Source organism: Segatella copri, assembly GCF_019249655.2.
GTDB lineage: Bacteria > Bacteroidota > Bacteroidia > Bacteroidales > Bacteroidaceae > Prevotella.
The window spans coordinates 3,337,090-3,362,951 of the sequence record NZ_CP137557.1; the positions used below are offsets into that span (position 1 = coordinate 3,337,090).

At 43.4% G+C, this 25,862-nt stretch carries 27 protein-coding genes and 1 pseudogene; 10 read left to right on the forward strand and 18 right to left on the reverse strand.

Annotated features, from left to right (window positions below):
* Positions 1-152: 152 nt before the first annotated feature.
* Positions 153-461 carry a helix-turn-helix domain-containing protein gene (locus KUA49_RS13695; protein ID WP_008628594.1) on the reverse strand — a complete coding sequence of 103 codons (309 nt, stop codon included), beginning with the start codon at positions 459-461 and terminating at the stop codon, positions 153-155.
* An 82-nt stretch (positions 462-543) separates the two neighbouring features.
* Positions 544-855 carry a helix-turn-helix domain-containing protein gene (locus KUA49_RS13700; protein WP_008656559.1) on the reverse strand — a complete coding sequence of 104 codons (312 nt, stop codon included), beginning with the start codon at positions 853-855 and terminating at the stop codon, positions 544-546.
* A 397-nt stretch (positions 856-1,252) separates the two neighbouring features.
* On the opposite strand from KUA49_RS13700, the gene KUA49_RS13705 reads away from it, so the two are divergent.
* The 4 genes from KUA49_RS13705 to KUA49_RS13720 all read left to right on the forward strand — a co-directional run bounded on the left by KUA49_RS13705 (position 1,253) and on the right by KUA49_RS13720 (position 4,071).
* Positions 1,253-1,735 carry a DUF3408 domain-containing protein gene (locus KUA49_RS13705; RefSeq protein WP_318331593.1) on the forward strand — a complete coding sequence of 161 codons (483 nt, stop codon included), beginning with the start codon at positions 1,253-1,255 and terminating at the stop codon, positions 1,733-1,735.
* Positions 1,736-1,919: 184 nt separating this feature from the next.
* Positions 1,920-2,333 carry a plasmid mobilization protein gene (locus tag KUA49_RS13710; RefSeq protein WP_318331594.1) on the forward strand — a complete coding sequence of 138 codons (414 nt, stop codon included), beginning with the start codon at positions 1,920-1,922 and terminating at the stop codon, positions 2,331-2,333.
* Positions 2,330-3,280 carry a relaxase/mobilization nuclease domain-containing protein gene (locus KUA49_RS13715; protein WP_318331621.1) on the forward strand — a complete coding sequence of 317 codons (951 nt, stop codon included), beginning with the start codon at positions 2,330-2,332 and terminating at the stop codon, positions 3,278-3,280. The genes KUA49_RS13710 and KUA49_RS13715 overlap by 4 nt, the downstream gene beginning before the upstream one ends.
* Before the next feature lie 35 nt (positions 3,281-3,315).
* The gene (locus KUA49_RS13720; protein WP_218413544.1) at positions 3,316-4,071 is read left to right on the forward strand and encodes a hypothetical protein; all 756 of its coding nucleotides are present in this window, start codon (positions 3,316-3,318) and stop codon (positions 4,069-4,071) included.
* A gap of 58 nt (positions 4,072-4,129) precedes the next feature.
* Here KUA49_RS13720 and KUA49_RS13725 read toward each other — a convergent pair whose 3' ends face one another.
* The 16 genes and pseudogenes from KUA49_RS13725 to KUA49_RS13800 form a co-directional block, all read right to left on the reverse strand.
* Positions 4,130-4,870: an NERD domain-containing protein gene (locus tag KUA49_RS13725; protein WP_218413534.1), complete on the reverse strand. Its 741-nt coding sequence runs from the start codon at positions 4,868-4,870 to the stop codon at positions 4,130-4,132.
* A 12-nt stretch (positions 4,871-4,882) separates the two neighbouring features.
* Positions 4,883-5,326, reverse strand: a complete 444-nt coding sequence (locus tag KUA49_RS13730; protein ID WP_203051850.1) for a hypothetical protein — start codon at positions 5,324-5,326, stop codon at positions 4,883-4,885.
* A gap of 18 nt (positions 5,327-5,344) precedes the next feature.
* Positions 5,345-6,034 carry a hypothetical protein gene (locus tag KUA49_RS13735; protein ID WP_218413535.1) on the reverse strand — a complete coding sequence of 230 codons (690 nt, stop codon included), beginning with the start codon at positions 6,032-6,034 and terminating at the stop codon, positions 5,345-5,347.
* A gap of 4 nt (positions 6,035-6,038) precedes the next feature.
* Positions 6,039-6,449: a hypothetical protein gene (locus KUA49_RS13740; RefSeq protein ID WP_218413536.1), complete on the reverse strand. Its 411-nt coding sequence runs from the start codon at positions 6,447-6,449 to the stop codon at positions 6,039-6,041.
* A 12-nt stretch (positions 6,450-6,461) separates the two neighbouring features.
* The gene (locus tag KUA49_RS13745; protein ID WP_218413537.1) at positions 6,462-9,428 is read right to left on the reverse strand and encodes a type I restriction endonuclease subunit R; all 2,967 of its coding nucleotides are present in this window, start codon (positions 9,426-9,428) and stop codon (positions 6,462-6,464) included.
* Positions 9,429-9,439: 11 nt separating this feature from the next.
* Positions 9,440-9,658 carry a hypothetical protein gene (locus tag KUA49_RS13750; protein ID WP_218413538.1) on the reverse strand — a complete coding sequence of 73 codons (219 nt, stop codon included), beginning with the start codon at positions 9,656-9,658 and terminating at the stop codon, positions 9,440-9,442.
* Positions 9,655-10,143, reverse strand: coding sequence for a DUF3990 domain-containing protein (locus KUA49_RS13755; protein WP_218413539.1), 489 nt, complete (start codon positions 10,141-10,143; stop codon positions 9,655-9,657). The genes KUA49_RS13750 and KUA49_RS13755 overlap by 4 nt, the downstream gene beginning before the upstream one ends.
* Positions 10,140-10,355, reverse strand: a complete 216-nt coding sequence (locus KUA49_RS13760; RefSeq protein WP_218413540.1) for a DUF3791 domain-containing protein — start codon at positions 10,353-10,355, stop codon at positions 10,140-10,142. The genes KUA49_RS13755 and KUA49_RS13760 overlap by 4 nt, the downstream gene beginning before the upstream one ends.
* The gene (locus KUA49_RS13765) at positions 10,352-11,086 is read right to left on the reverse strand and encodes a restriction endonuclease subunit S (protein WP_218413541.1); all 735 of its coding nucleotides are present in this window, start codon (positions 11,084-11,086) and stop codon (positions 10,352-10,354) included. Before KUA49_RS13765 ends, KUA49_RS13760 begins: the two co-directional genes overlap by 4 nt.
* On the reverse strand, positions 11,052-11,630 hold the full coding sequence (locus KUA49_RS13770) for a restriction endonuclease subunit S (RefSeq protein WP_218413542.1): 579 nt from the start codon (positions 11,628-11,630) through the stop codon (positions 11,052-11,054). The genes KUA49_RS13765 and KUA49_RS13770 overlap by 35 nt, the downstream gene beginning before the upstream one ends.
* Positions 11,631-11,649: 19 nt before the next feature.
* Complete coding sequence (locus KUA49_RS13775) at positions 11,650-13,743, reverse strand: type I restriction-modification system subunit M (RefSeq protein ID WP_218413543.1); 2,094 nt, start codon at positions 13,741-13,743, stop codon at positions 11,650-11,652.
* A gap of 13 nt (positions 13,744-13,756) precedes the next feature.
* Positions 13,757-13,969 (reverse strand): helix-turn-helix domain-containing protein, encoded by a 213-nt coding sequence (locus KUA49_RS13780; protein ID WP_005939395.1) that lies wholly within the window; start codon positions 13,967-13,969, stop codon positions 13,757-13,759.
* Positions 13,970-14,378: 409 nt separating this feature from the next.
* Positions 14,379-15,428 (reverse strand): annotated as a pseudogene (locus tag KUA49_RS13785) (site-specific integrase); the annotation flags it as partial.
* Between the two features lie 566 nt (positions 15,429-15,994).
* The gene (locus KUA49_RS13790; RefSeq protein WP_218413621.1) at positions 15,995-16,168 is read right to left on the reverse strand and encodes a toxin PIN; all 174 of its coding nucleotides are present in this window, start codon (positions 16,166-16,168) and stop codon (positions 15,995-15,997) included.
* Positions 16,169-16,218: 50 nt separating this feature from the next.
* Positions 16,219-18,177 (reverse strand): hypothetical protein, encoded by a 1,959-nt coding sequence (locus tag KUA49_RS13795; RefSeq protein WP_218413620.1) that lies wholly within the window; start codon positions 18,175-18,177, stop codon positions 16,219-16,221.
* A 268-nt stretch (positions 18,178-18,445) separates the two neighbouring features.
* Positions 18,446-20,134 (reverse strand): IS1182 family transposase, encoded by a 1,689-nt coding sequence (locus KUA49_RS13800; protein ID WP_318331588.1) that lies wholly within the window; start codon positions 20,132-20,134, stop codon positions 18,446-18,448.
* A gap of 610 nt (positions 20,135-20,744) precedes the next feature.
* Between KUA49_RS13800 and trhA the strand changes: the two genes are divergently transcribed.
* From trhA to KUA49_RS13830, 6 genes are all read left to right on the forward strand, one after another.
* Complete coding sequence (gene trhA / locus KUA49_RS13805) at positions 20,745-21,401, forward strand: PAQR family membrane homeostasis protein TrhA (RefSeq protein WP_203041774.1); 657 nt, start codon at positions 20,745-20,747, stop codon at positions 21,399-21,401.
* A gap of 178 nt (positions 21,402-21,579) precedes the next feature.
* Entirely contained in the window at positions 21,580-22,407 is an 828-nt protein-coding gene (locus tag KUA49_RS13810) for an ATP-binding cassette domain-containing protein (RefSeq protein ID WP_218413318.1), read from the forward strand.
* Positions 22,408-22,431: 24 nt separating this feature from the next.
* Positions 22,432-23,301 carry a hypothetical protein gene (locus tag KUA49_RS13815; protein WP_218413319.1) on the forward strand — a complete coding sequence of 290 codons (870 nt, stop codon included), beginning with the start codon at positions 22,432-22,434 and terminating at the stop codon, positions 23,299-23,301.
* A 19-nt stretch (positions 23,302-23,320) separates the two neighbouring features.
* Positions 23,321-23,692: a GntR family transcriptional regulator gene (locus KUA49_RS13820; protein WP_218413320.1), complete on the forward strand. Its 372-nt coding sequence runs from the start codon at positions 23,321-23,323 to the stop codon at positions 23,690-23,692.
* Between the two features lie 82 nt (positions 23,693-23,774).
* Positions 23,775-24,491, forward strand: coding sequence for an ABC transporter ATP-binding protein (locus KUA49_RS13825; RefSeq protein ID WP_218413321.1), 717 nt, complete (start codon positions 23,775-23,777; stop codon positions 24,489-24,491).
* A 96-nt stretch (positions 24,492-24,587) separates the two neighbouring features.
* Positions 24,588-25,847 (forward strand): ABC transporter permease, encoded by a 1,260-nt coding sequence (locus tag KUA49_RS13830; protein WP_218413322.1) that lies wholly within the window; start codon positions 24,588-24,590, stop codon positions 25,845-25,847.
* Positions 25,848-25,862: the final 15 nt, after the last annotated feature.

Consider the following 25,862-nt stretch of genomic DNA (forward strand, 5'->3'; position numbering starts at 1 on the left):
TATTAGATTTTATACAGACCATACGGAGACCACTCGGCAAACACGACCAACTCGGTATAGCCAATAAAACGAGGCGACAACCTATAACAGCCACACTCGGTAAGTTATACGTTGTCGCCTTGTTCATTTCACACACTCATCAAGGAATTCTCCTACACACCTTTCATTCTGTACGCCTCACGATAGTTAGCCATCAGAATCTTCTGAATGTCAGACTCGCGGTAGAGTATCTTTCCGCCAAGCTGGATATACGGGATGACACCGTTGTTTCGGTAGTCCTGCAGGGTTCTTCGGCTCAGTTGCAGCCTGGCACAAAGCTCCTTGTCCGTCATGAACCGCTCACCGCCAAGCATGGGGCGGTAGTTCATCACGGCACGTTCAAAATTGTCAACCATTCGGTTGAGGTGGTTCACGATGTGGTTCATCCACTCGCTGTTTCTTGTCATTACTTCATTGCTCATAGTTGTCTCGTTTTATTGTTGATACTTACGTTACTCGGTTTACTTGCTGCTTTGGATTAAGTGGCTGTTGTATATTGACAGCCTAACCTGTGCGCTTGCGAAAGCGCATGTCCTTTTTCTTGTCCTCCACTACTGCTACGATAGCCATCACGTCCTCCGGCTTGTAGTAGGTCTTGTGGCTGATTTGCGTATAAGCCAAAGTTCCGTTGTCCCGAAGCGTCTGCACTGTCCGTGGGCAGATGTTGAGCGTCTGACACACGTCCTGCGTGTCGAGCCACTTGTTCATGGTCTTGTCCTCACTGCGCTCACGGATTCTGTCCATGCGCTTCACGAAGTTCTCCAACTGGGCATCAAGATAGTTGAATGCCTCTTCCTCGAATACGATGAATCCCATACTTTTCTTTTTTCTAAGTTAATACTATGTTATATGTCGCAAAGCTCCACGCATATGCTGTGCTCCACGTTTGTGAGTGCAAAGATAAGGCACGGCAATCTAAAAACAAGCGTTTCCAATTTCTGTGGCAGTATGTTGCCGGGGTTTGCCGACTTCAACGCCAAAAACAACAAGAAAAACTTGCACGACTGCAACGAATACATGAACAATGATGAGTTGAGAAATACGTTGAAGTTCTCACAACTATCTCGGTATGCAAATAAGCAAGCCACAACTAAATTGCCACGTTACACCCAATCAGTTGCATGGCTGCACTCAGTACACTTACTTTGCACCCGACAATCGGTCAATGGTGCAAACCGTGACCACTATACCAACAATTTAAACAATGTAAGTTATGGCAAAAACAAAAGATGCAGTCTTGACTCCTGGGCAAAAGGAGCTGATGGAAAAAGAGTATTTGGATTTTGTTAAACCATCTACGTATGGCAACAAAGCCAATCCAAGTAGTTGTAATTCTCTCTATGATGATGTAGAGAACCCAGAGTTGAGAGCAATTGTAGAGAAAGTTGCTGCAACAACTCCCTATAGTGAGGAAACATCAACGAACGAGGCTCAATCGCCACCGAATCCGCAGAAGCGCATCAGCGGCAAGCAGCGCAAGGCGACATTGGAGGAGTATCAGCAGACCTTCCTCCAAGTTCCAAGGATTGACGACCGCAAGCCAGTCTTCGTCAGTTCCGATGTACGAGACCGTCTTGACCGTGTCGTCCGCATCCTCGGAGGAAGGCGCATGAGCGTATCGGGCATCATCGAGAACATCGTGCGCCACCACCTAAGCCTTTATGAAGAGGACTTCGAGGCTTGGCGCAAATTGTGAGAATTAAGGTCTGCGACCTTGGACGTGGATAGCTGAAAGGCTGTAGTTCCAACTAACGTGTTCTGAGAGGGAGCGAGGTTATGTTTTGGGAACCCCAAAACGCCTCGCTCCACCATGAGGGCGGAGATTTTTTGCTCCCGACGGTCGCAGAAAGTGAGTGTACCAACTATAAACAGTGTATCGAATGACAAACGTACAGGAACAAGACAAGAGAAAGGGCGGAAGACCGCCCACAGGCAGGGTTCGCAAGCTGTCGAAGTCTGTCACGGTGAAGTTCTCGAAGCCAAGCTACGAGGCACTGAGGCTGAGGGCGAGAAAAGCCAACCGCAAGTTGGCGGAGTACATCCGTGAGTCCGCCTTGAACGGCGAGGTGGTCAGTGGACACAACACTGAGACGATAGCCATCGCCAAGAATCTCATTGGCATGGCGAACAATCTCAACCAACTTACCAAGCTGTCGCATCAGAGAGGTTTCCACGAAACCCATGTATATGTGGTGGACTTGTTGAGAAGATTGAAAGCAATCCTTGGCGAGTATCGCCAAGCAAGTTATAAACCGAAGCCAAGCAGTATGGGCAGAAAGGAGGATACACCATGATAGGCAAGCTAAAGAAAGGCAGCTCATTTGGTGGTTGCATCCGCTATGTTACAGGCAAGGACGAGGCGAAAATCATCGCCTCGGATGGTGTGTTACTCGGCACGAATGCCGAGATAACGCAAAGTTTCGAGCTACAAAGGCAACTAAATCCAATGATTAAGAAGCCTGTAGGGCACATAGCTTTGAGCTTCAAGCCCGGGGACAAGCCACGTTTGACGGATGAATTCATGGCTAAGATAGCCCTTGAATACATGCAGATGATGGGCATCACCGATACCCAATTCATCATCGTAAGGCATCACAACACAGACAATCCACATTGTCATATCGTGTATAACCGCATCAACAATGAGAGCAAACTCTTATCAGACAGGAATGATTACAGGCGTAATGAGCAGGTGACCAAGGCTCTAAAATCCAAGTATGGACTGACCTACGGAACGGACAAGAGCAATACTAATACTCGCAAGTTACGCAATGCTGAGCGTGCCAAATACGAGATTCACAATGCCGTCAAGGATGCCTTGAAAGGCGCTGATAGTTGGCAGAAGTTCAAGAGCGAGCTTGCAAAGCGAGGTGTTCTCTTGGAGTTTGTCTATAAGGACAAGGACCGAACCAAGGTTCAAGGTATCCGATTCTGTAAAGACGGATATAGCTTCAAGGGTACGCAGATTAGCCGAGGCTATAGCTTTGGCAAACTGAATGCGAGATTTGAGGGAACGGAGAACCTTTTATCAGCAAGAGCCAGCTCTGCTCAGCAATATGAGCAGGGCTGTCGCAAGAATGAGCAGATGCCATTCATGTCGGAGAGCAGTCAGGATCCTTGGGGCGGTAATTCTTCCATTGGACTTTTTGCTCCAGCCAATGCTCAGACCTTTGAGCAATTCCCAGAGGATGAATCATCCAAGAAGAAAAAGAAGAAACGCAGAAGAGGCTTTAGCCTTTGATGCAAGTTACAAACCATTCAAACAACAAAAGAAATATGAAAGAAGAACTATTGGAAGCCATCTACGGCACAGTTGAGAGATTGGAGCAGAAAGTCGATGAACTTTCTGCTTCACCAAAGAACGCAGGAGCGGAAACAGTTCTCAGCTCTGCAAGTATTGATACAAGCAAACTTGAAAAAGCCATCCTTTCTGTATCTGCAAAAGAAGAGGAAACTATTGGAAAATTGGCAAAATTAAGAGAGGCGATATGTGTCTTTGTTGACCTTACCAAGAAAGAAGCAAGCAAAGATGAACAGCGAAGCAAACTCTTGTTTGATACCATTAATCAGGTGAAACAAGAGCAGAATGTCACATCAAAATTTGTACAGGACAAACTTAACGCAATGGACAACACACCTCAAAAGAAAGTCGTAACCCATCGCTTCGAGCCTACTTCAAAGTATGTTCTTCTTTTCATTGGAGGCTTGGCTCTGTCTTTGGTTATCTCAATTTGGGGCAACCTCACCCAATGGCAAGAGTACCAAGATTGGGAAGAGGCGGACTTGAAGTATAGGGCATTGAAGATGGTGCTTCCATATGACGACCCGAATATTCACTACATCGAAAAGCATTTTTCTGTTTGCCGAGATGAGAAAGTTATAGATGATGTAAGAAATCGTGTTGCTGCCTACGAGGATTCTATTCGCCATCATCATGAAATGGTTGAAATGGCTGCTTATAAAGATAGTATAGCCAATAAGCTTTTGCAAGAATCACATCGCATAAAACGGGCTATCAAAAGCTCAAAATAAAGTTTCTGGAAACTAACTATACTAAATGAGAGGGAAATAAACTTAATATATTCCCCTCTCATTTATTTAGTGTAAACTTGCATTTAGGATAGTTTGAACACCCATAAAAAGAGCCATATCTTCCTTTGCGTAAAACTAACTGACCACCACATTGTGGGCAAACGCCTTGCCTTATTAAACTCTTTGCTCTATATTGCCTGTCGTGAACATTATGCTTGTGCTGTCTTATTTTTTCCTTGTCAGCTATTGTGTAATATCGTTGAATAGTATTGACAATCCAATCTACTTGTGTAGCATTTAGAATAATGTCATGATATTGAGATATTGCCCAATTTAAATTACATCTGTTTACAACTATATGGTTACTGACATGAACTTTCAACTCTGCTGAATTATTGAAAACAACAATCGGAATTACCGGAATGTCAACAGAACATTTAAGCAAATGGCGAAGAAATCTTACATGTCCCTCATTCTGCTTTATAGGATTGTAAAATTGGTGTTTACTTTTGTAGATGACCTGCGTCCAATATTCAGAATTCTCGCCACCTAATATCCAGCCTTTATAACCCTTTGTCTCTATAACGAATACCCCATAAGGTGACACGACGATATGGTCAATTTGAGTTGAGTGTCCATTACTCTCAAACAAAAAATCATTGAAAATTGTGTACTCATCTGGTAGTTGTAACATTTTCTTATGCACCAACTTCTCGGAATATTTACCTTTCCACATTGGCATCTTCAATTTAATGAAGATAGCCAATGCAAAGAATACTATCAAACAAATTATTGCCATATTCTGCCAAAGCTAATATATTCGTTTAATCCATCTTTTGCTTGCTTCAAATCCCCATTGGACATGCCATTTTCTACCTGTAACCTTGTCTAAAAGGATAAATTGATACATATTCTTTGTTGGATACAATTCAAATGTTCCACACCCTGTGTCAAGAGACAAATCTTCATCGTTAAGGGTAACAGAGCCTTCTTTGCCATCATCTAACGACCATTGCACAACATCTATTTTCCCCGTACTTGTGTCTAATTGCAGAAAGTTGTAGATGTTCTCTGTTGGATAGAGTTTGTATCTGTCAAGACCGTGTATGCGGAAATCCACGTCTTCCAATAGGTCATGTATCTTTATCAATGTCGAATCTTTCGCAATCTTAGTAGTTTGCGAACCTAACTTACTTTGTGCAGTCGCTCCTAATGTTATAAGCAGGGAGCAAAATATTAACATAAATCTCTTCATATCTACATTATAATTTGATTACTTGAATTTTTCCCAATCAAGATTGAAAGAATCGTTGTTTTGTGAAAGCCAGATAAGGTATTGTCGGTCTGTTTTGCAAACCTCCTCAATGGACTTTCCTTTATATTTCCCGAAGCTCATTATATCATTAGGACCAAGTGTTGGTCTATTCTCCATATGATATTCCAATACCTTATCGACATCGGTATATAAGTGTTGGGAATCTATAATCGCCCATTTGACATACTGCCAATCCTTAATGATGACCTCTTTCAAAGTCATATCCTTATATTTACCAAAGCCAATCTTGTCATCAAGACCAAGAACTTTAACAGATTCTGTAGTCTTCTCACCTATGATGTCCAATAACATCCATGAGCCACACCCACAACATGGTATTGGTTGCGGTTCAGTATCATTCTTGGTGCACCAACTGTGTTCTGGGTCATTCTCATAGGCATCCGCTCTTTCGCCATTACGGTAATAAAAGCCAAATACATTTCCAAACTTGCCGCCTCTTCCATGTGGTTCTACTCGTACAACCTCCACATACTGATTACGATACCAGTCGGAAACTCTTCCGTCTGGGAATCTTTGAGCAGTAAAAGGCAATGCTCTACCTATATTGTAATAAATCTCCGTTAAGTTCTGATGTGGATACTTGCAATTTACCGCATCAACCAACGTTTTCTTTTCTTCTTCCGTCATAGCTTTACTTCTTTAGTTTCTGATATTCCGTCTTGGTCATAATTCCTTCTCTGGCTTTATCCATATTTTCGGCATCTTTGTAGAAAATCCAATGTATTATAGGCTTTCCGCCATAAGCAGAAGAATAGGCTTGTTGGAAGTTCCACCCCTTGTCAACCATGTAATTTGCGGCATCGACCATGCTGTTGAATTTGATTTCTTCACCATTTTCATCCACAAATTTCAATTTGCTGCTGAGGTCTCCCCAAATGTTATATGATGCCTTTGTGCCGAAATCGAATATGATTTTTAGACCAGAAGAAAGGTCTTTCTCAATACCCTTTACCTCGCAATAATAACGATGTTGTGCAAACACATTGCCAACATTACATATAAGGCATAAAGCCAACAAATATTTTGTAATAGTTTTGCTCATATTTTTCTTGTTTTATAGTCCTTGTGATATTTTGCTATACACTTGTTGGAAAACCCTTTCATTGATGGCATTCTGGAAGTTCTTGTTGTCAAGATATTGACGGCAGAACTCGGTACTTTCACTCATCATCTTGATGACGATGCCCATCATGGAAGTGAATCCTTGCTTTTGTGCGGTTTCCTTGTTGCTGTTCTTCGCTGCATTAACAAAGTTCTGGTCAGCTTGCAAGCGGTTTGGAAGACTGTCTATCTGAACTTTCACAGCCTCAATGTTTTGCCAGTGAATGTCGTTGAACTGTTCAAGAATGTCACTGAGCTTAGCCATTTCTGGCTCTTTCTTTCCTCCTTTGCCTGTTCCCATTGGCATAGGGTCAACCTCCGTGTCCTTGTTTTCCAAATCTATCTTCCGTTCGCTCATCTTTGTCACTTGCAGTTGGTCGAGGTCAATACACTCCTCCAGACCATCAGTGAAGTCCTCGCCTTTCAGTTTCGGCAGCTTATGTGCCAGCAACATATAATAGGTGTTGAGCATTTCCCATTCTTTGCTGCAATATGGCGTTACGGCTGCAATGAACGGATAATAGCGCAAGAATCCCTTAATGCTGCTCTTGCACTTGATTTGCGAGTTCTCGTCCAACAGCTTGAAACGCTCAACCGACTTGTTGATTATCGGGTCAAGCTGCTCACGCTCTACGCCGTTCCAATATTTGGTGTTCAAGTCACGCACCTCTTCCTCTGTATAGATGTTATATTTCTCTATCTCGTCTGTTTGGTCGTTGAGCTTGTTTGGGTCGGCTTCATCCGACAGAATTGTTGTCTTGTAAAACCGCTGGAATGACATTTGTATCTTGTCAGTATCGTTGTAGAAGTCGAGCACGAATGTATCTCTTTTCAGCGGATGGCAACGGTTCAAGCGTGACAGGGTTTGCACTGCTGCCACGTCCGAGAGTTCCTTGTCAACGTACATGGAATGCAACAAAGGTTGGTCGTAGCCAGTCTGGAACTTGTCGGCAACTACCAATATTCTATATGGGTCTTCACCCATGTTCTCCTCTATGTCCTTTGAGGGGAAGCCATTGATGTCGGCTTCCGTCACCTGTTTGCCGTTCCATTCCTTGCTTCCCGAAAATGCCACGATAGCACGGTATGGACTTTTGCGTTCCTTCAGCAAAGTCTCAATCTCATAGTAAAAACTAATGGCTCTCAATATGCTACTGGTCACTACCATCGCCCTTGCCTGTCCGCCAATTTTCCCTTTGTCCAATACAGCCGTATGGAAATGGTTGACAATGATTGCTGCTTTCTGCCTTATCGTCTCGGGACGGCTTTCCACATACGCACGGATTTTCTTCTGAGCCTCCTTTTGGTCAAACTCGGGGTCGCCATTTACGGTCTTAATCACTTTGAAGAAGCTGGCGTATGTCGTGTAGTTCTTCAACACATCCATAATGAAACCTTCTTCTATGGCTTGCTTCATTGTATATTCATGAAACGGCAGATATTGCACCTTGCCGTCTGGCTGTGGACATGGTGTACCGAACATTTGCAAAGTCTTTGGCTTTGGTGTTGCCGTGAATGCGTAGTAGTTGGCATTCTTCACCATCTTGCGACCCTCGATTATTGCGTTGAGCTTGTCTTCAAGGTCGTCCTCGTTCTTTGCTACGTTTCCCGACAGGGCAATATTCATCTTGGCAGATAGCGAACCGTTCTGACTGCTGTGTGCCTCATCAATGATAATGCCGAAGTGCTTGTTTTTCAACTCCGAGCCTATAGCTTCGAGTATATATGGGAACTTATGCACGATGGTAATGATAATCTTCTTGCCGTCCTGCAAGGCATCCTTCAATGTCTGCGAAGAGTCTGCCCAGTCCACAAGATTAGACAATCGCTTGAAGGAGTTGATGTTGTCTCGAATCTGGGTATCAAGATTTACGCGGTCGGTCACAACTATCACCGTGTCTAATATAGGGGTAGTGCCGTCAAGCAATCCCACAAGCTGGTAGGCAAGCCACGTGATGGAATTACTCTTGCCACTTCCTGCCGAGTGTTGGATGAGGAATTTATGTCCGACACCACCTTCACGAGTGGCTTTGAGAAGCTGACGAACACAGTCGAGCTGATGGTAGCGAGGCCAAATGATGCTCTCTATTGTCTTCTTTTCTTTTTTGCCAGTCTTCTTGTTCTTTACTTCTTTCTCCTTAAAAGTGATTTGGGCGTAGTTCTCCAAGATGTCAGAGAGAGAACGTTTACCAAGAACATCCTCCCACAGGTAAGCTGTACGCACTCCATTTGGGCTAACAGGATTCCCTGCACCGCCATTCACGCCTTTGTTGAATGGCAAGAACCATGAGGCGTTGCCTTTCAGCTCCGTACACATCATGATGTCGTCATCGTCCACGGCAAAATGTACGGCGCAACGGCGTTTCTGCAAAATTAGTGCCGTCGGGTCTGCTTTCGGGTCTCTATCTTCCTTATATTGCTTGATGGCGTTTTCCACGGTCTGCCCTGTATAATGGTTTTTCAGCTCCATAGTCATGATTGGCAGACCGTTCAATGAAATGTACACGTCAATGCTATCCGTTTTCTCCTTGCTGTAATAGAGCTGACGGGTTACGCAGAATATATTCTTGTCGTAGTATTGCTGTGCAGTTGGGTTGAGTGCCGATGGAGTTGGATAATACATATCAAATATCTCGGATATGTACTTGAAACCCTTGCGCAGCACGTCTGTCACACCACGCTTGCTTAGGGCTGCACTGAGCCTACTGAAAAACTTGTGTTCTTCAGTAGGAGAAGTGAAACACGCCGTGTTCTCCACCTTTTCTTTTTGTGTAGAGAGGATGAATCGTTTCACTCGTTCCGTGTCCAAGCCAAACTCCTTGTTGTAGTCGCTTGATACGCCTTCCTCATAACCTTGGTGGTCACGAAGATAGCTGACGAGAATTGTTTCGAGTTCCTTCTCTGATATGTCTGTTGGCATACGCTTTCAATTTAAAATTCTTTCTTCAGCTCATTGTATAAGTCCACTGGTCCCAAGTGCCAGTATTGGGTACTTTCGGTGGATAGCTTCTTATAGAGTTTTGAGCGATATATACGGTTGATGGCTTCCGTAAGGCTTATGCCCTTGTCTTCTGAGAGCCAAGGGGCAAGCCATCCTATCTTTAATGGCAGCAACATATACAGGTTGTCCTGTGTTATCTTTGCACTCATATCTTGATGATTTTTGATTCTACAAATTTAATGGCTTGCAGCGACTTCTCCGTATGGAAAAGATACTGGTCAACCAATTTATATGTCTTTAATTCTTGAATGAGAGTAGGCATACTGATGATGCCACCTTCATAGAGTGTGAACTGAGTATAAACGCTATCATCTGCCACAGGACCATACACAATGTCGTAGTCGTGGCAGAACTCCCTCTCGGTACGATTTTTCATTACGAAATTCACCCATTCCTCTGTTGGTTTCTTGAAGAAGAGTGATTTCATATCTTTTATTACGTCGTCATCCAACTCATAGACATTCACGTAACCGACAGATACTCCTTTGTCTTTCATTCTTCGCTCTACCCATTTCTTAGCCTGTTCGTAAGAAGTGGTTGTGTAGAAGCCAGAGCCATAGTCAAGAGAACGGTTTGGCTGACGTATCTCTGGACTCTTAACTTCCTCAATACTTCCATGATATACTTTGCTCATTTTCTTCTTTCGTTTATCATTTTGTCAATTTCTTCAACCAGCCACTGACCGCCTTGTGTATGGAGTACATCGTAGAACTCGCAGAAATGCTCTGCAATGCCATATTGCTCAAACAAATTCACCACATCTTCAGCAGCCATACTCTTTGCCTTTGCGTATTGCTCTATACAGAACGATACAAACATTGCTCTGTCTTGCTGTTCCTTGTTCATTGTTGTTCTCCTTTCTGTGGCTTTGCCACACATATCTGTCCTGTCACTACATCACTTATCAAACGTTGTTTGAACTCTTTGAGATAATCTATCTCCGCTTGGAGGTCAGCCATACAACTGTCAATTTTAGAGAGCTTGGCTTCTATGTAATCAACAATGGCTTGCTGCTCAGAAGCAGGAGGTAGCATTATACTATTGTTCCTCAACATGTCGTAATTGATGTTCTGTCCTTCTCGTATTCCAGTAACACATGTTTTTAAAAGTCCTATAAAAGGATGTGATTTGAAAAGGTATTTAACATAGAGCGGATTTATATCTCTGGATGGCATCAATACCGTATAGGCTGCGCTAATAATTCCTTGGTAATGTGCATATTCTATACCTCCTTGGAACGAGCGCAAACTTATGACAAAGTCTCCTTTTTTTACCAGCTTCAATCCATCAAGTCCTTTGTTTACAACGACAACTCTATTCTCATACATACTTTGGGGTATCACCCCGTATTTCTGAGTCGCACAAAGTACAGGCTCGTTAGGAAATCCTTTTTCCGAACGCTCCTTAAACAAAAATTTTATCTTGCGAATTTCCCAATGCTCAGGAATCATGCCAATCCAAGGTATGCCCGAATCTTTCATACGAACATTCGGGTTCAAACCTTTTGTGACGACATTTGCAATCTCTGATTGCTTTAAACTGTCAAGCAGCTCTCTCTCTCTCTCTTGCGGAAACATATTGCTCAATTTTGAGGGTTTTGTCTTTCAAATAGTCAACTATGACTTGTTGCTCGGAAAACGGAAGAATAACAAAATCCGTATTCTTCAGCTCGTCTTGATTGATTTTTGGCATTTTCACTCTGTCTGCAACTATATTTTTGACAGAAGAGAGGAATGCTTCTGAAAGCATATAATACATTACATATTCTGTGTTTTCGATTGTACTTATAGGGTACATGTCGGCACTGCACAAGCCATCGTATGGAGCAATGGTCACTTTATTCAACAATGGACGTATCTTAGAGTAAAGAATCTGTCCCTTGTAAAATCTGTGATTGTCGCTGTCAACCTTGGCTTCTTCCACAGTTCTTGTCTTGATAATTTTCCCCGAATTCTTTTCAATAGAGTCGGGAGAAATTTGGAACATAGTCAAGTTTTCGGAAGGACGCACAAGGTTGCATTGCACTTTGGCTATTCGTCTGAACGGCACACAACTCCAATGGCTCGGAATTTTTCCAATCCATCCCACACCGCTGTCCTTATATGATTCATATTTTTTCATACACAAATACCATTAACGGTTAGACGTTTAAAATATCTTTAAGTACGCCTTTCAGTCTGCACTCTATGCCGTTGATATCGGTTGTGATGTCGGCAATAGTGCGCAGTTCTACAGGCTTGTAAAAGTACTTGGTGAACGACAACTCATAGCCAACAACCACATTTGCAGCATCGTAGAACGCATCGGGCGCATACGGCAGCACTTCCTTTTCCATGAAGGCATCAATGCCTCCAGGGTAGAGGAGCGGCACTTGCTCTGTGTCACGCAATGAAGGGTCTGTCACGACCGCACTGTCACGCTTTGTCGGCTTAGTGAAGCAAACATCAGCCTTGTCATTGTGCTTGCTGAGATACTGGCGCACCAGTTTCACCTTTGACGCTGGCACTTTCACTCTCATCTGTTCCAACATCAAGAACAATGCAAAATCACCCACGGTATGACCGCCCAAATTTTCTTTCCATGCCTCAACCACTCGCTGCAAAAGTTCCACATCGCCCTTGTTTTTCAAGTCGGGCAGTGCGATTTCGTCAAGGTTCTCATAAACAAGGCGAAGAGGTCTCTCCACGGTCACGCTATAGTAGCCAAATTCCTTATTCGGGAAGATCTTGCTTTTCTTTGTTTCTTTGAAGTCGAGTAGCATCTTGACAATTTCGTTGCGGTCCGCTTCGTTAGTCTCGCAGTTCTTCTTACCAAGGTTCTTGCGCAACGGAGACTTGATGTCGGTTGCATCAATCAACTGCACATATCCTTTGCGGCGTTCCTCCTTGCGGTTGGTTACTATCCAGATGTATGTGCCGATACCTGTATTGTAAAAGTCGTTTTCAGGCATGGCTACGATAGCCTCCAGCATGTCGTTCTCGATGATGTACTGGCGCAAGTTGCTTGCTCCGCTTCCTGCATTGCCCGTAAAAAGTGAGGAACCATTATGCACCTCCACGATTCTCGTACCCATTTCCGTGTCATCCACCATTCGGCTGAGATTGTTGGCAAGGAACAGCATCTGGCAGTCGCCGATGTCGGGCAAGAAAGTTATCTCCTTGCGGTTCTCACCATTGCCTATAGCGATATTAAAGCGAGAGTCCGTAAACTTTGCCTTTTCTGTTTCCTTCAATCCACGTTTCTTCAAGTCCTCTTTCCACGGAGTACCGAAAGGGGGATTGGAGATGCAGAAATCGTATGTTTCTCCAGCATGACCGTCACGAGAAACAGTGGAGTCGAAAGCGATATACTCTCGTTCCTCACCAGCGTAGTTGTATTGGAACGACTTGATATGTCCCGAAATCATAAGGTCTGCCTTGCAAGTGGCATAAGTGTCTGGCAATAGTTCTTGTCCGTAAATGTTGATTGCCACATCTTTTCCCTGTTCCTTGCCAATCTGCTTGATGCGCTCTTGCGCAATGGTGAGTATTCCGCCAGTGCCACATGCTCCGTCATACACGCTGTATGTCGTAGCCTTGATTTTGTCGGCAACAGGAAGCACGGCGAGGTCGGCAAGCAGCTTCACGTAGTCTCTTGGTGTGAAATGTTCACCAGCCTCTGTCACGTTGTTCTCCTCGTTGAAACGTCGCAGGAGTTCCTCAAACATCATTCCCACTGTGTGGTTGTCAAGAGCAGGATGCAAGAGATTGCCCTCGCCGTCAAAGACAGGCTTTGAGCTGAGGTTTATTTTGTCGGACGTGAATTTCTCGATGATACTTCCCAAACGTTCCGCTTCCGTGAGGTTGTCAACAACCTGTCGAAGATGCAGCTTTTCGATGATGTCGAGCACATCCTTACTATAGCCGTTCAGATATTCAATGAAGTTCATTTTAAGGCGAAGAGGGTCTATCTCGCTTTTCAAAGTCTTCATCGTAAACTTGGAGGTGTTGTAGAATGGGTAGCCAGTAATGTCATACAACACTGGCGCTTGGTTTTCTATCTTGTTTTTGTCAAGTTGTTCTTTCATCTGTATAACAGCATCCTTTGTCGGTTCGAGCAGCACGTCAATGCGGCGCAACACCAACATAGGCAGAATGACCTTCTTGTAATCGCCTTTGTTGAAAGCGTTCACAAGTACGTCATTGGCTATGTTCCAGATAAACGAGAACAAAAAGTTATATTGTGACTGTTCCATTATGTTTTGTCTTTTATTTAGCACTACGTTCTTTCTCGTCCGAGATAAGTTCCTTCATATCCACAGACAATATTTGTGCAATTTCAAGAAGCGTTGTAAGGTTTGGTTGGGTACGATTGCACACATAGGCATTGACCGTACTAAAACTCTTGCCCATTTTCTTGGAAAGCCAAGTTTGGCTTATACCTTTCTCCTCTAAAACTGCCTTTATGCGATTTAACTTCATATTTTTATTGCATTTTACCCTACAAAAATAATAATTTATTGCGATAATCTATCATAAATAGGCAAAATTTTAGCATTTTATAAGGTGATTTTAGTCGAAGATGCTACAAATCCCACTTTTTATGCTTATTTTTGAAACTTTATGGTTCTGTTTTTAGGTCTTGACTTGAAAGCAATGTCGTAATTTACAAAAGAGATAGACAATCAATGTTCACCTCTTAAAAATATGTAAATTAAGAGCAAAAAAGATAGTTTCTCAGATTTTAGATTTATCTTTGCACTCGTAAACAAAGCGTTCTTTGTATATTGCAAAGTTGTGAAAGAAAAAGAATATAGCTCGTTTCTAAATCGTTAGCAGTTACATTCTTCAAGGCACTTAACTCGTTGATATTCAATTAATAAAAGATTTTACTGTGACTCAAACAATGCCAGGACAGCGGCTTGGTGATACCACATTTTTTGCCCAGTCTTTTGAGCGAATCCATACAACTTTGGTAGTTGGGTACTGGAAACACCCTGCCGTCTTCACACAATCCACGGTATTTTTCCATAATTTGCTTGGGATAGTCAAGCAACTTGATGTTGGCTTCCGTTCCAGTCTTCTGTCGATGGATAACAATCCATTCACCTTCATCGAAAAATTCCTTGATGTTCTCTTCCTTCAAGTTGTACAGATCAATGAAAGCGAGACCTGTAAAACAACAGAACAGGAACAAGTCACGCACCATGCTCATCTTCTTTCTTGTGATAGGTGTCTCCATCAACAGGTGAATCTCTTCTTTGCTCAGAAACTCTCTTGTGGTCTCTTCTTCCTTGTACTCATATCGTCTGAATGGGTCTTTTACGAGCCATTCATTATCTATGGCACGGAATACCATTGCACGGAGATTGCGGACAAACACCATTGCAGAATTGATTTTCAGATGCTTGTCGGTTCTGAGAAAAGTCTCGTAGTCCGTGATAAAAGGCAGCGACAACTCTTTCAGAGCAATATCCTTCACATGGTAATGCGCCTGCAAGAACTCGCCCACATAGGCACACCCGATTCTATACTTCGTGTATGTACTCAAAGATTTCATGCCAGCCTTATATTGCTTTTCCATTTCATCACGGCTTTGGGAATAGACTTTCATCAGTGTATGGCAACGATACTCCAAGCCAAGAAAGGCGTTCTTCACCTTGTCGGCAGTGACGAAGTTGTCCCTGTCCATAATCTCCTGATAATGCTTGCTGATACTCACACGCATCTTGTCCAATTTACGGTTCACCTCCAAAGCCTGCATACTCTTACCTATCATGCGTCCGCCCTTGGTGTCCCACAAATCAGAATTGGCAGTTGTCTTGCAACTGAACTGCGCCTGTGTTCCGTCCACTGTGATACGTCCCATAACTGGAACAGTACCATCTTTCTTTACTACCTGTCTTTTGAGGTAGAAGATAATTGAAAATGTACTCTTCATAACGTCATTCTTTTTTGCGTTCAAAATTAATACATGAAGAGTCTTTTCTTGCTACGCATTTCACGGCAGAACACGGCAAATTTGGTTCGTAACCAAAAATCTTACGTTACTCATCAGTAACTCACTATAAATCAGAGTATTCAAATTCAATTCGTAACCTTCCTCATTCTTCCGAACCTTAACATTCCTCATTTGGGGTATAGGTTACGGATAGGTAACGTTCCTCTGTCTCATCTTGTCGTATTCCCGTCTTCGTCTGTCCTCGCCACTTTTAACCAAAATGAGGAAAGTAACTGATAACCAGTAAACTTTCCTCATTCTTCTCTCAAACACTTTTTATATGTACTTTCCGTTTGCGAAAATCTACGTCTCCTTAACTGAAACTCCAAGTTTCCTTAAGGGAAAATTTTCCCATGCTTAATGCTGATTTTGGGGTGTTTTATCTATCAAGATTTTTCCTATCAATCAAATAATCCCGAACCAAGAAGAGATCTTGGTTCGGGGTGTTTGGGAGGTGTGGCTTTCACCACACCTTTATTCATAGATGACAATCTATCTATTTCTGACTACTCCTCTACATCGTCCTCAGAATCCCAGATGCTGAAGCGAGGACGTGTTGGTACGAGAGAAGGTCCCTCTGCCGGAGTACTGCCAATACCAATAGTTTCACTAGCTGCACAAAGCTGAGAGTCCAACTCCATCTCCATTACATTAATCTCTGGCTGAATATACTTTTTCATTTTGTTTCTATTTATTGATGTTATTATAAATACTTATTATTAATGATTCATTACTTGATAACCACTTTCTTACCGTTGTGGATGTAAATACCCTTAGCAGCCTTGATTGTCTTCACACCCTGGAGTGTGTAGTAAGCGCCATCTGCCTTAGCAGCTGCATTCACCTCGTTGATGCCTGTTGTCTCACCACCAAACTGGATTGAGTAGAATCTTGTAGCACTAGCTGCTGGCAACTCGAGATAAGCGTGACCCAAACTTACAACAACGCCTTCCTTCAAAGGAGCGAATACAGCCTTGCCCTCCTGCTCAACCAAAGCATAGATTGTAGAACCATCGCCCTTTGTATCAGCAGTAGCTGCCTTCAAATCATTACCATCAACAACTGTTGCCTTTCCTGTAGATGCAGCGAAGTTATAAGAACCAGCCTCAGCACCTACCAATACAGGAGTACCCTTTGCGATTACAGAACCAGCAGGAACCTCTGTCAATACCACAGCGCTCTTTGCCTCGTTTACCTTTGCTGTATAAACCTTTACATCAGCTGGAACTACAACATTGCAGGTTGGAACGTAAGTTGCGAACTTAACGGCTGAAACGGCTACATCATCACCAATAAACTTCTCGATTATAACATAATCTAACAATTTAGGAGAAGAACCACCATTGCCAGCAGCAGACAATACTATGTCACTATCATCTGTTAATTCAAAAAGAGAACTTGATACTTCAGAGCCTGTACCCGTAGTAGCAGCTTCGAATACAACATTATTGCCATTTTTAAAGACAAAATTAGTTCCAGTATTTCCAAATACTCCAACATGCATTCTATAAATTCCTGCAGATAATTTTGCAATTACCACATCAGATTCAGCAAAAGCACCTTTACCATCAGAGCATCTGACAGGCGCAGCACCTGTTGCACTTGGAGTTAATCCTTCAATATCTTCTGCTTCACTACAGAAAGCGACATTTTTCAAATCTGCTGCAGAATACTCAACATTAACGACAAGTTCATTTTGATCCAGACTTACAACCTTCTGATAGTAACCATCGTCTTTATTACCTTGAGGTGCCATATACAAAACATTGTCTTTCAAAACATACTTATGATAAGGTACTTTTACCGTTTCACCTTCAAAGTCTGCTCCAGAAGCAATCTTTTCTAATGTAACACCTCCTGCTACAGCATTAATTGTATAATTATAATTTGCTGCCTCATGAAACTTAACAGTTACCACAGAATTTCCATCTTTATCTATAGAGACAGAATTAGAATTGTCTGATACATAAATATATTTTTTTGTCTTTTCTTCATTAAAGAAATTATCTTTATCAGAATTTGTTAAAACAACAGAGCTACCAACTTCGCCTTGACGCTCATTAGCATCTTTTATTTCGTTATTGTTTTCATCAACATACTTAACAGTATATTTTGCTGTAGTCACCTCCTGAACTGTCTCCGTAACCTTGATTGACTTCAAGATTTCAACCTGACTAGTACTCATTCTTGCTCCTTTAGCAAATCCAAAAGCTATAGTCTTATAATCAACATTATCTAATGGCTGATTTGATAAGCTCAACAATTCTCTAGATTCATCATCAGAACTATAGACCTTCAAATAATTTAAATTATTAGTTGCGGTATTAATTTCCATTTTTATTATATAAAATGGGCGCGTAGCTGGATCATAATTTCTAACACCTGAAGGACCTGTAAAATTAGTATAATTTGTCTTACTAAATGGACTTAAAGAATAAGCAGAAGGACTATTTTTATCCTGATCATTCTCTAAAATATAGATATTACCAAATCTAAAATAACTAGCTGTACCAGTAGTCATAGATCTACCCACATTTGACATTCCAAGCCAAGTTGCCTCTACATTTAAAATGGTGCCATTTTGAGGATTAATATCTTTAGATACTTCTACGGCAGAATTAGTAGTAGCAATTTTTGCACCATAATCGCTCAATTCTAAGGTTCCTGTACTAGCCTTAAAATCTGCCAAATTCTCTTTTGTCCATGGTGCTATAGAAGTACCACGTTCAAACAGCACTGTTTGTGCCCACCCCCCAGCCCGTCCGAGAACGGCCGTTTTGGGGTGTATCATAGAGGGCAGAACCGCTATCACGACTCCACCTAAGTCCCTCTAAGGGCATATCTTTTTTCATCTTAAAATTTTAGTTTATGTTAAACAATTCGTCATAAGGGCTTAAAATGGCCGATATGAACACTAATAGAGCGTGTTTTTCGATGGTATTGATCCCTACAGGTCATTATCCAAGAGAAGCAATCAAAGCAGGTACACCTTTGAGAGATATGGCACGACGAAGGTTATAAGATAGGCAAAAGAGACCCATCTCAGCAGTTACTTTCAGTTTGCCTTTCAGTAAAAAGTAGTATTGCCCAAGTGCTCGCTTCATGGTTCCAAAAGGATGCTCGGAGAGGCATTTGCGATTGTCCATCTTGTTCTGATCTAGATGTAAAACGTAACGGACAACCTTCTTCACGATCTTCATTCTTGGAGGTTTTGGCTTGTCCTTATTCTCTTCTTTGAGTTGCTTGCGTTTTGCTTCGGTTGCCTTTATCAAGGTGTCTTTGTTGAAGTCTGCCTCCTTGAACTTCTGGATGGTACACTTGCACTTGCATTTTTTACATGCAAGCTTGTTGCAATAGCGGATCATACCGTTTCTTTTGATAGACTTTTGCCTCAGGATTTCTCCTTGCGGACAATAGACAAGATTGCGTTCGGCATCCCTCACGAAGTATCCTTCAAGAGCCTTGGCACGCATCTGCCCGGGAGTCATCTTCAGTACAGCAGACTCTGCTACATCAGAAGTGTACTCCTTGACCTCTACAATCTGTGCATCGGTTAAAAAATCCTTGTAGGCTTCCGGTATGACTGCTGCTTCAAGACATGCCTTCAAATCTTCTGGATTAGTACTTGACTTTTGTTCGTCAGTTATGGTAGCTTCGTTATAGTCAAACTGAACCTGCTCCGTGCAGCTGCCATCACGTTGGATGACATTTGGTACGATACCATTAGCCAATGCATCTGCATGATCCTCGGGACACTCGTACCCCTTGTCTGCAGTTGATTCAAGAACGTCAACACCATAATCGGCTTTCACCTCAGATGCTACGCTTGTAAGCTGACCATGGTCTGTTGGACTGTTGGTTACCAGGAAGCCTGCTATCATATGGCTCTCCGCATCAACTGCAGTTTGCACATTATAACCGACACAAAAGCCTTCGTTGGCTTTCATTAGTCGGGAATCAGGATCGGTTAAGGAAATCTGGCTTTCACCACTTTTCTCAAGTGTATCACGGTATCCCTCATAGCGTTCCTTGCGCTCCTTGCAAACATCAAGCTTACGTTGCAACTCATCTTTAGAGAGCCTGCGTCCTTCCTCATGATCGTATGCTTCAAGTTCTTCCATATAGATTGAAATATGTTCATCAAGACGCTTGATTCGGTCATCGAGTTTGCTTAGAGTAAGGTTGTTGTCTTTAGCATTTACAGCCTTAAACTTGCTTCCATCAATAGAGATGTACGACTTGGAAAAGAGCTTCAGTCCCATACAAAACTTGTTGAACTCTTTAAAAACTTTAGTAATAGCCTTCTTGTTGTCCTTGCGGAAATCGGAGATTGTACGAAAGTCAGGAGTCAGCTTGTTGAGCAGCCACATTACCTCTACGTTACACTTGCACTCACGAGCAAGTTTGCGAGAGGAACGTACCTGATAGAAGTAACCATAAATATAGAGTTTGAGGAGATCGCGAGGATCATATCCAGGAGTACCTGTCTCTGCAGGAGTACTGCGGACGAATCCCAGTTCATCCATTTTGAGATTATCGACAAAAGCATCAAACAAGCGAACAGGGGCGTCAGCCTCTACATACTCGTCAATGCAATCAGGGAAAAGAACCCTCTGTCGTCTATCTTGTCCTTTTTTATATGCCATATCTTTCTTGTTTTTTACTACAAAGATACATAAAATAATTGAGAATCAAGAAGATACGAAGTTAATTAACTATAAAGAGCAAAAGAAAAATGCCCAATTCAGTTGTTTGCTTCCCTAATTAAGTTTTCGGACGGCCTCCCCCATAGAGCCAGCAACGATGCCAGCCATTACGAGCATTGTCTTAAGTAAATTTTGTTTCATTTGTTTCTGGTTTAAAATGTTTATATTATTGTTTACTCATTTTTACTTTTGTTCTATTCCAGGTTTGTATTATAAGAATTCAATTTGTGTATTACTTAGGGTATAAACGATTAGAATACGAGATATCGTATCAAAAATGATGAATGTGATTCAATAATGATCAATATGATGTATTTGAAAATCTTTGTTTAGCAGATGCGACATCACGCCGCTCGGTTTACCAATTGTTGCATTTTGGTTTACTATATTTTAATTGTTGAGTGCAAAAGTAACACTTTATTCAATACGTTGTATCATTTTTCATCATATTTTAAGCTTTTTTCACTCTAAAAGCACTAAAAGTATCGGAAAAGGGGATAAAATGCCGAAAACATTTCGTATCTTTGCAGAAATTTTAAAAGGAAGTAATATGAAACTCAAAATACATTTCAGTCATAAAGAGGAACTCTGGAACTCCTGGTCGCACGCAGGAGGCATTCTGATGGGCGTTGTCGTGGGGGCCATTTTCCTGTATTGGTGCTTTACCATGCACAACGGATGGGCCACGGCAGGTATCATCCTCTACTTATTCGGTATGCTGATGTCGTACATCGCATCCACGGTTTATCACGCCATCTCAGCCTGGAGCAAGTGGAAGGAGCGACTGCGAAAGTGGGACCACGCCGCCATCTACTGGCACATTGCGGGTTCCTACTCCCCTATCACCCTGATTGCTTTGCGCGACCAAGGCTACTGGGGCTGGAGCCTCTTCATCTTTATCTGGGCGTGCGCCATCGCCGGAACCATCATGAGTTTTACCCGGCTCAAGGACCACAGCAACCTGGAGACCACCTGCTTTGTGGGCATGGGACTGTCGGTGCTCGTGGCTTTCAAGCCACTGATAGATTCCGTATCTGCCACCACGGTGGCTTGGATCATCGCCGAGGGCGTGTGCTACATTACGGGAGCCGTGTTCTACAGCATCAACAAGAAGAAATACATGCATTCCGTGTTCCATTTCTTTGTTTTGGCAGGTAGCATCTGCCACATCATCGCCGTTTGGGACATTCTGATGAAATACATTTAAGCAAGCATAAAGGCATCGAAAAGTGAAGTTTTTCGGTGCCTTTGCTTTTTATAATAAGGTGATATTGTTAACATTACGTTAAAGCAAGAAAATAATTGCCCAAAAGTTTGGAACTTATTGCAGAAAAGCATACCTTTGCAGTGTTCTATTGAAGTAGTACACTCAAACATTAACGATTATGATACAGATTAAAGACATTGATTTCAGATACCCAGGTAGCAAGCACCTTGTATTTAGAGATTTCTCTTTGGAACTCAAGGAGAACAACATTTATGGCTTGCTCGGTAAGAACGGTACAGGCAAGAGCACCCTGCTCTACCTCATCAGCGGATTGCTCCGCCAGCAACAAGGTACCATTCTCGTGGATGGCATTTCGGCACAAGATCGCAAAGCCGAGATGCTGAAGGACATCTTCATGGTACCCGAAGAGTTTGAACTGCCCAACGTTTCCCTTGCCACCTACGTGAAGATGAACCAGGAGTTCTATCCTAACTTCTCGCAGGAAGTGCTGGACCGTTGCCTCAAGGATTTTGATTTACCACTCTCTCTCAAGTTGAACGAACTTTCGATGGGACAGAAAAAGAAGGTATTCATGAGTTTCGCACTCGCCACGGGTACCCGCTTTCTTCTGATGGACGAGCCAACCAATGGTCTCGACATCCCATCGAAGAGCCAGTTCCGTAAGGTCATCGCCAACAACATGACGGAAGATCGCACCCTCATCATCTCTACTCATCAGGTGCACGATGTAGAGTCACTGCTCGACCACATCATCATCATGAACCAAAGCCAGCTCCTGCTCGATGCATCGGTATCAGACATCTGCGGGAAATACACCTTCGAGTACCGCAACCCACAGGAAATGGACGACACCGTGCTCTACGCCGAGCCAACCCTGCAGGGCAATGCCGCCATCTGCAAGCGACAGGAGGGCGAGCAGGAAACACAGATGAACCTGGAATTGCTCTTCAATGCAGTGATAGGTGGAAAATTAGGAAAAATATAAAATCATCTTTAAATAACAACGATTATGAACAAGACTTTTGATTTACATAGATTCGGAATGGTGCTGCGTTGGGATTTGCTTACCAACAGGAAAAGCTATTTCTGCAGTATCGCAGGATTGGCTATCGGCATCATCATGCTTTCCATTTCCATGCTTTATTCTTTCCCTCATAGCCATTACATTGTAGAAGGAGGAGATTTGGGTAATTACTACGAAGATAGCATGACAGGACTCCTTGCCACTATTTTAATAGCGTTTTTCTTTGTATCTACCTGCAACATCTTTAGCAATACGATGACCAAGCTGCAACGAGAGAACTTTCTGATGTTGCCAGCCAACAATCTGGAGAAATATGCTGCACGTTTCCTGATGATGAGTGTAGGCAGTATCCTCATCATGGTGATTGCTACGCTTATAGGCGACTTCGTGCAATTTATATTGAGCTTTTTCATGACTCCCGGTTACCATGCAAGCATCATCGGAAGTTCTCTAAGACAAATATACGAAGCCGCAACCAATACCGGTGACAATCCTATCTGTATCTTAGCGGGGCAATGTAAAATAGAAGCAGCTCTGGTTGGATGGAGCTTTCTCATCATGATTTACTCCTTCACTCTGCTAGGCGGCACCTTCTTCCGCAAACAGCCTATCATCCTGACAGCCATATCAGGTATTATCATTTACATGATTGTAGGTTATTGCGGCAGCAAGCTCGAAGAATGGGGAGCTTTCGATTTCTACACCCATCTTAACCATGATAATCCGGGCACTTCTCTCTGCATCGCCATCTTCTGGTCGGTCGTTTTCCTTGCTTTGGCAGCCTTCAGCCTCTGGGCATCCTACAAGATTTTCACCCGCATGCAGGTAATCTGCAACAAGTGGATCAACATCTAAAAAATTAAAATTGAAGATTATGATTTTCAGTAATGATAAAGCGATATACGTACAGATAGCCGAACGATTGAACGATGAAATCCTGGCGGGCAAGTACAAGGAAGACGAGCGAATACCGAGCGTCAGGGAATACGCCGTACTGCTGGAGGTAAATGCCAACACAACCGTGAAGGCATACGACCTGCTTGCCACCGACGAGATCATCTACAACAAGCGAGGCTTGGGCTACTTTGTTTCCGCAGGAGCCAAGAAGCAGATTAAGAAAACCCGCAAAAAGGAGTTTATGAAAGAAAGACTCCCGGAACTCGCCCGACAGATGCAGCTTCTCGACATCTCCATCGACGAAGTGAAGGAAGAGTTGGAGAAGAATCTCAAAAAAGTGAAAATATGATTTTTTATAGCTACGCTTGCAACTTTCAGAAGGTTGCAAGCGTCTAACGTTTAAAATTCATATCAATAAACAAGCGTATTATATGTCATTAATTCATCTAAAAGACGTCAACAAGACCTATCAGGGTGCTCAGCCACTCCATGTGCTGAAGGGCATCGACCTCGACATCGAACGTGGCGAGTTCGTCAGCATCATGGGTGCTTCCGGCTCGGGAAAATCCACCTTATTAAATATATTGGGTATTCTCGACAACTACGATACGGGCGAATACCTACTCAACGATGTGCTCATCAAAGACCTCTCGGAAACCCGTGCTGCCGAATACCGCAACAAGATGATTGGCTTCATCTTCCAGTCGTTCAACCTCATCTCGTTCAAGACGGCGGTGGAAAACGTGGAGCTTCCACTCTTCTACCAGGGCGTGAGCCGCAAGAAGCGCCACGAACTGGCGATGGAATATCTCGACAAACTGGGCTTGAAGCAATGGGCCAACCATTATCCCAACGAGATGTCGGGAGGACAGAAGCAGCGTGTAGCCATCGCCCGTGCCCTCATCACCAAACCCGAAATCATCCTTGCCGATGAGCCTACCGGAGCCCTCGACTCCAAAACGAGCGTGGAAGTGATGGACCTGCTGAAGGAACTGCACCAGAAGGAGGGAATGACCATCGTGGTGGTAACCCACGAAAGCGGTGTTGCCAACGAGACCGATAAGGTTATCCATATCAAGGACGGACTCATCGGAAGCATCGAAGACAACAGAGACCATCATCTCGTATCAAAAGACTACGTGAAGTAAGAAGTTTATAGTTTAAAGTTTATAGTTAATAGGGCAGAACTGCTGATGGCGCCAGCCCTCTATAAACTATCAACTATTAATTATTAACTAAAAATAATGAGAGAATTAATCAAAGAAATATGGAGCACGTCGAAGCGCAACAAGCTCCGCACTTCGCTTACGGGATTTGCCGTTGCCTGGGGAATCTTCATGCTGATATTCCTGCTGGGCGCCGGCAACGGACTGATTAATGCCCAGTTGCAGCAAAGCACCCGATTCCTTGCCAACTCCATGCGAGTATTCCCGGGCGAAACCTCCAAGGCTTACAAGGGACTGAAGGAAGGCAGAAGCATCACGCTCAACGACAGGGACATCCTCATCAGCAACCAGACCTACGGCCAGTACGTGGATGATGTGGGTGGAAGACTGGAACAGTATAACGTGAACATCAACTATGGTGATAATTATGTGGCAAGCCAGTCATTGGTGGGTGTGGCTCCTACACATCCCAAAATCGACAAGACGGAGATGATAGCCGGACGATTCATCAACGAAATCGATATGAAGGAGCAGCGCAAGAATGTGGTGCTGAGCCGAAGCCAGGCCAAGGAACTCTGCAAAGACTACCGTTCGCTGGTGGGCAAGAACGTAAAGATCAGCAACCTCAACTTCCAGGTGGTAGGAATTTACAAGGATGATGAATCGCGCAACAATACCGATGCCTTCATCGCCTACTCCACCATAAAGACCATCTATGCCAAGGGCGATGATGCAGGAAGTCTGGAGTTCACCATCAAGAACCTGAAGACCCAGGAGGATAACGAGCAGTTTGAGAAGAACTATCGTGCCAGCATCAACAACAACCACCAGGCTGCCCCTGATGACGACCGCACCATCTGGCTCTGGAACCGATACATGGACAATATCCAGATGAACCAGGGAATCGCCATCATGCAGACGGCACTCTGGATAGTGGGTCTGTTCACCCTGCTGAGCGGCATCGTGGGCGTAAGCAACATCATGCTCATCACCGTGAAGGAGCGAACCCGAGAGTTTGGTGTAAGAAAAGCCATCGGAGCCAAACCTTGGTCGATACTGAAGCTCATCATCACCGAGAGCATCATCATTACCTCGTTCTTCGGCTACATCGGAATGGTCTGTGGCGTGGCGGCAAACGAAATCATGGACGCAACCATCGGTCACACCACCGTAGATACCGGACTGTTTAAAGCCGCCATGTTTGTGAACCCTACGGTGGGCCTCGGCACCTGCATCGGTGCTACCATCGCCATCGTCATCGCAGGCACCATCGCCGGACTCATCCCAGCCATCAAGGCTGCAAGAATCCGACCGATAGAGGCGCTGAGAGCGGAATAAACTATAAATTATTAT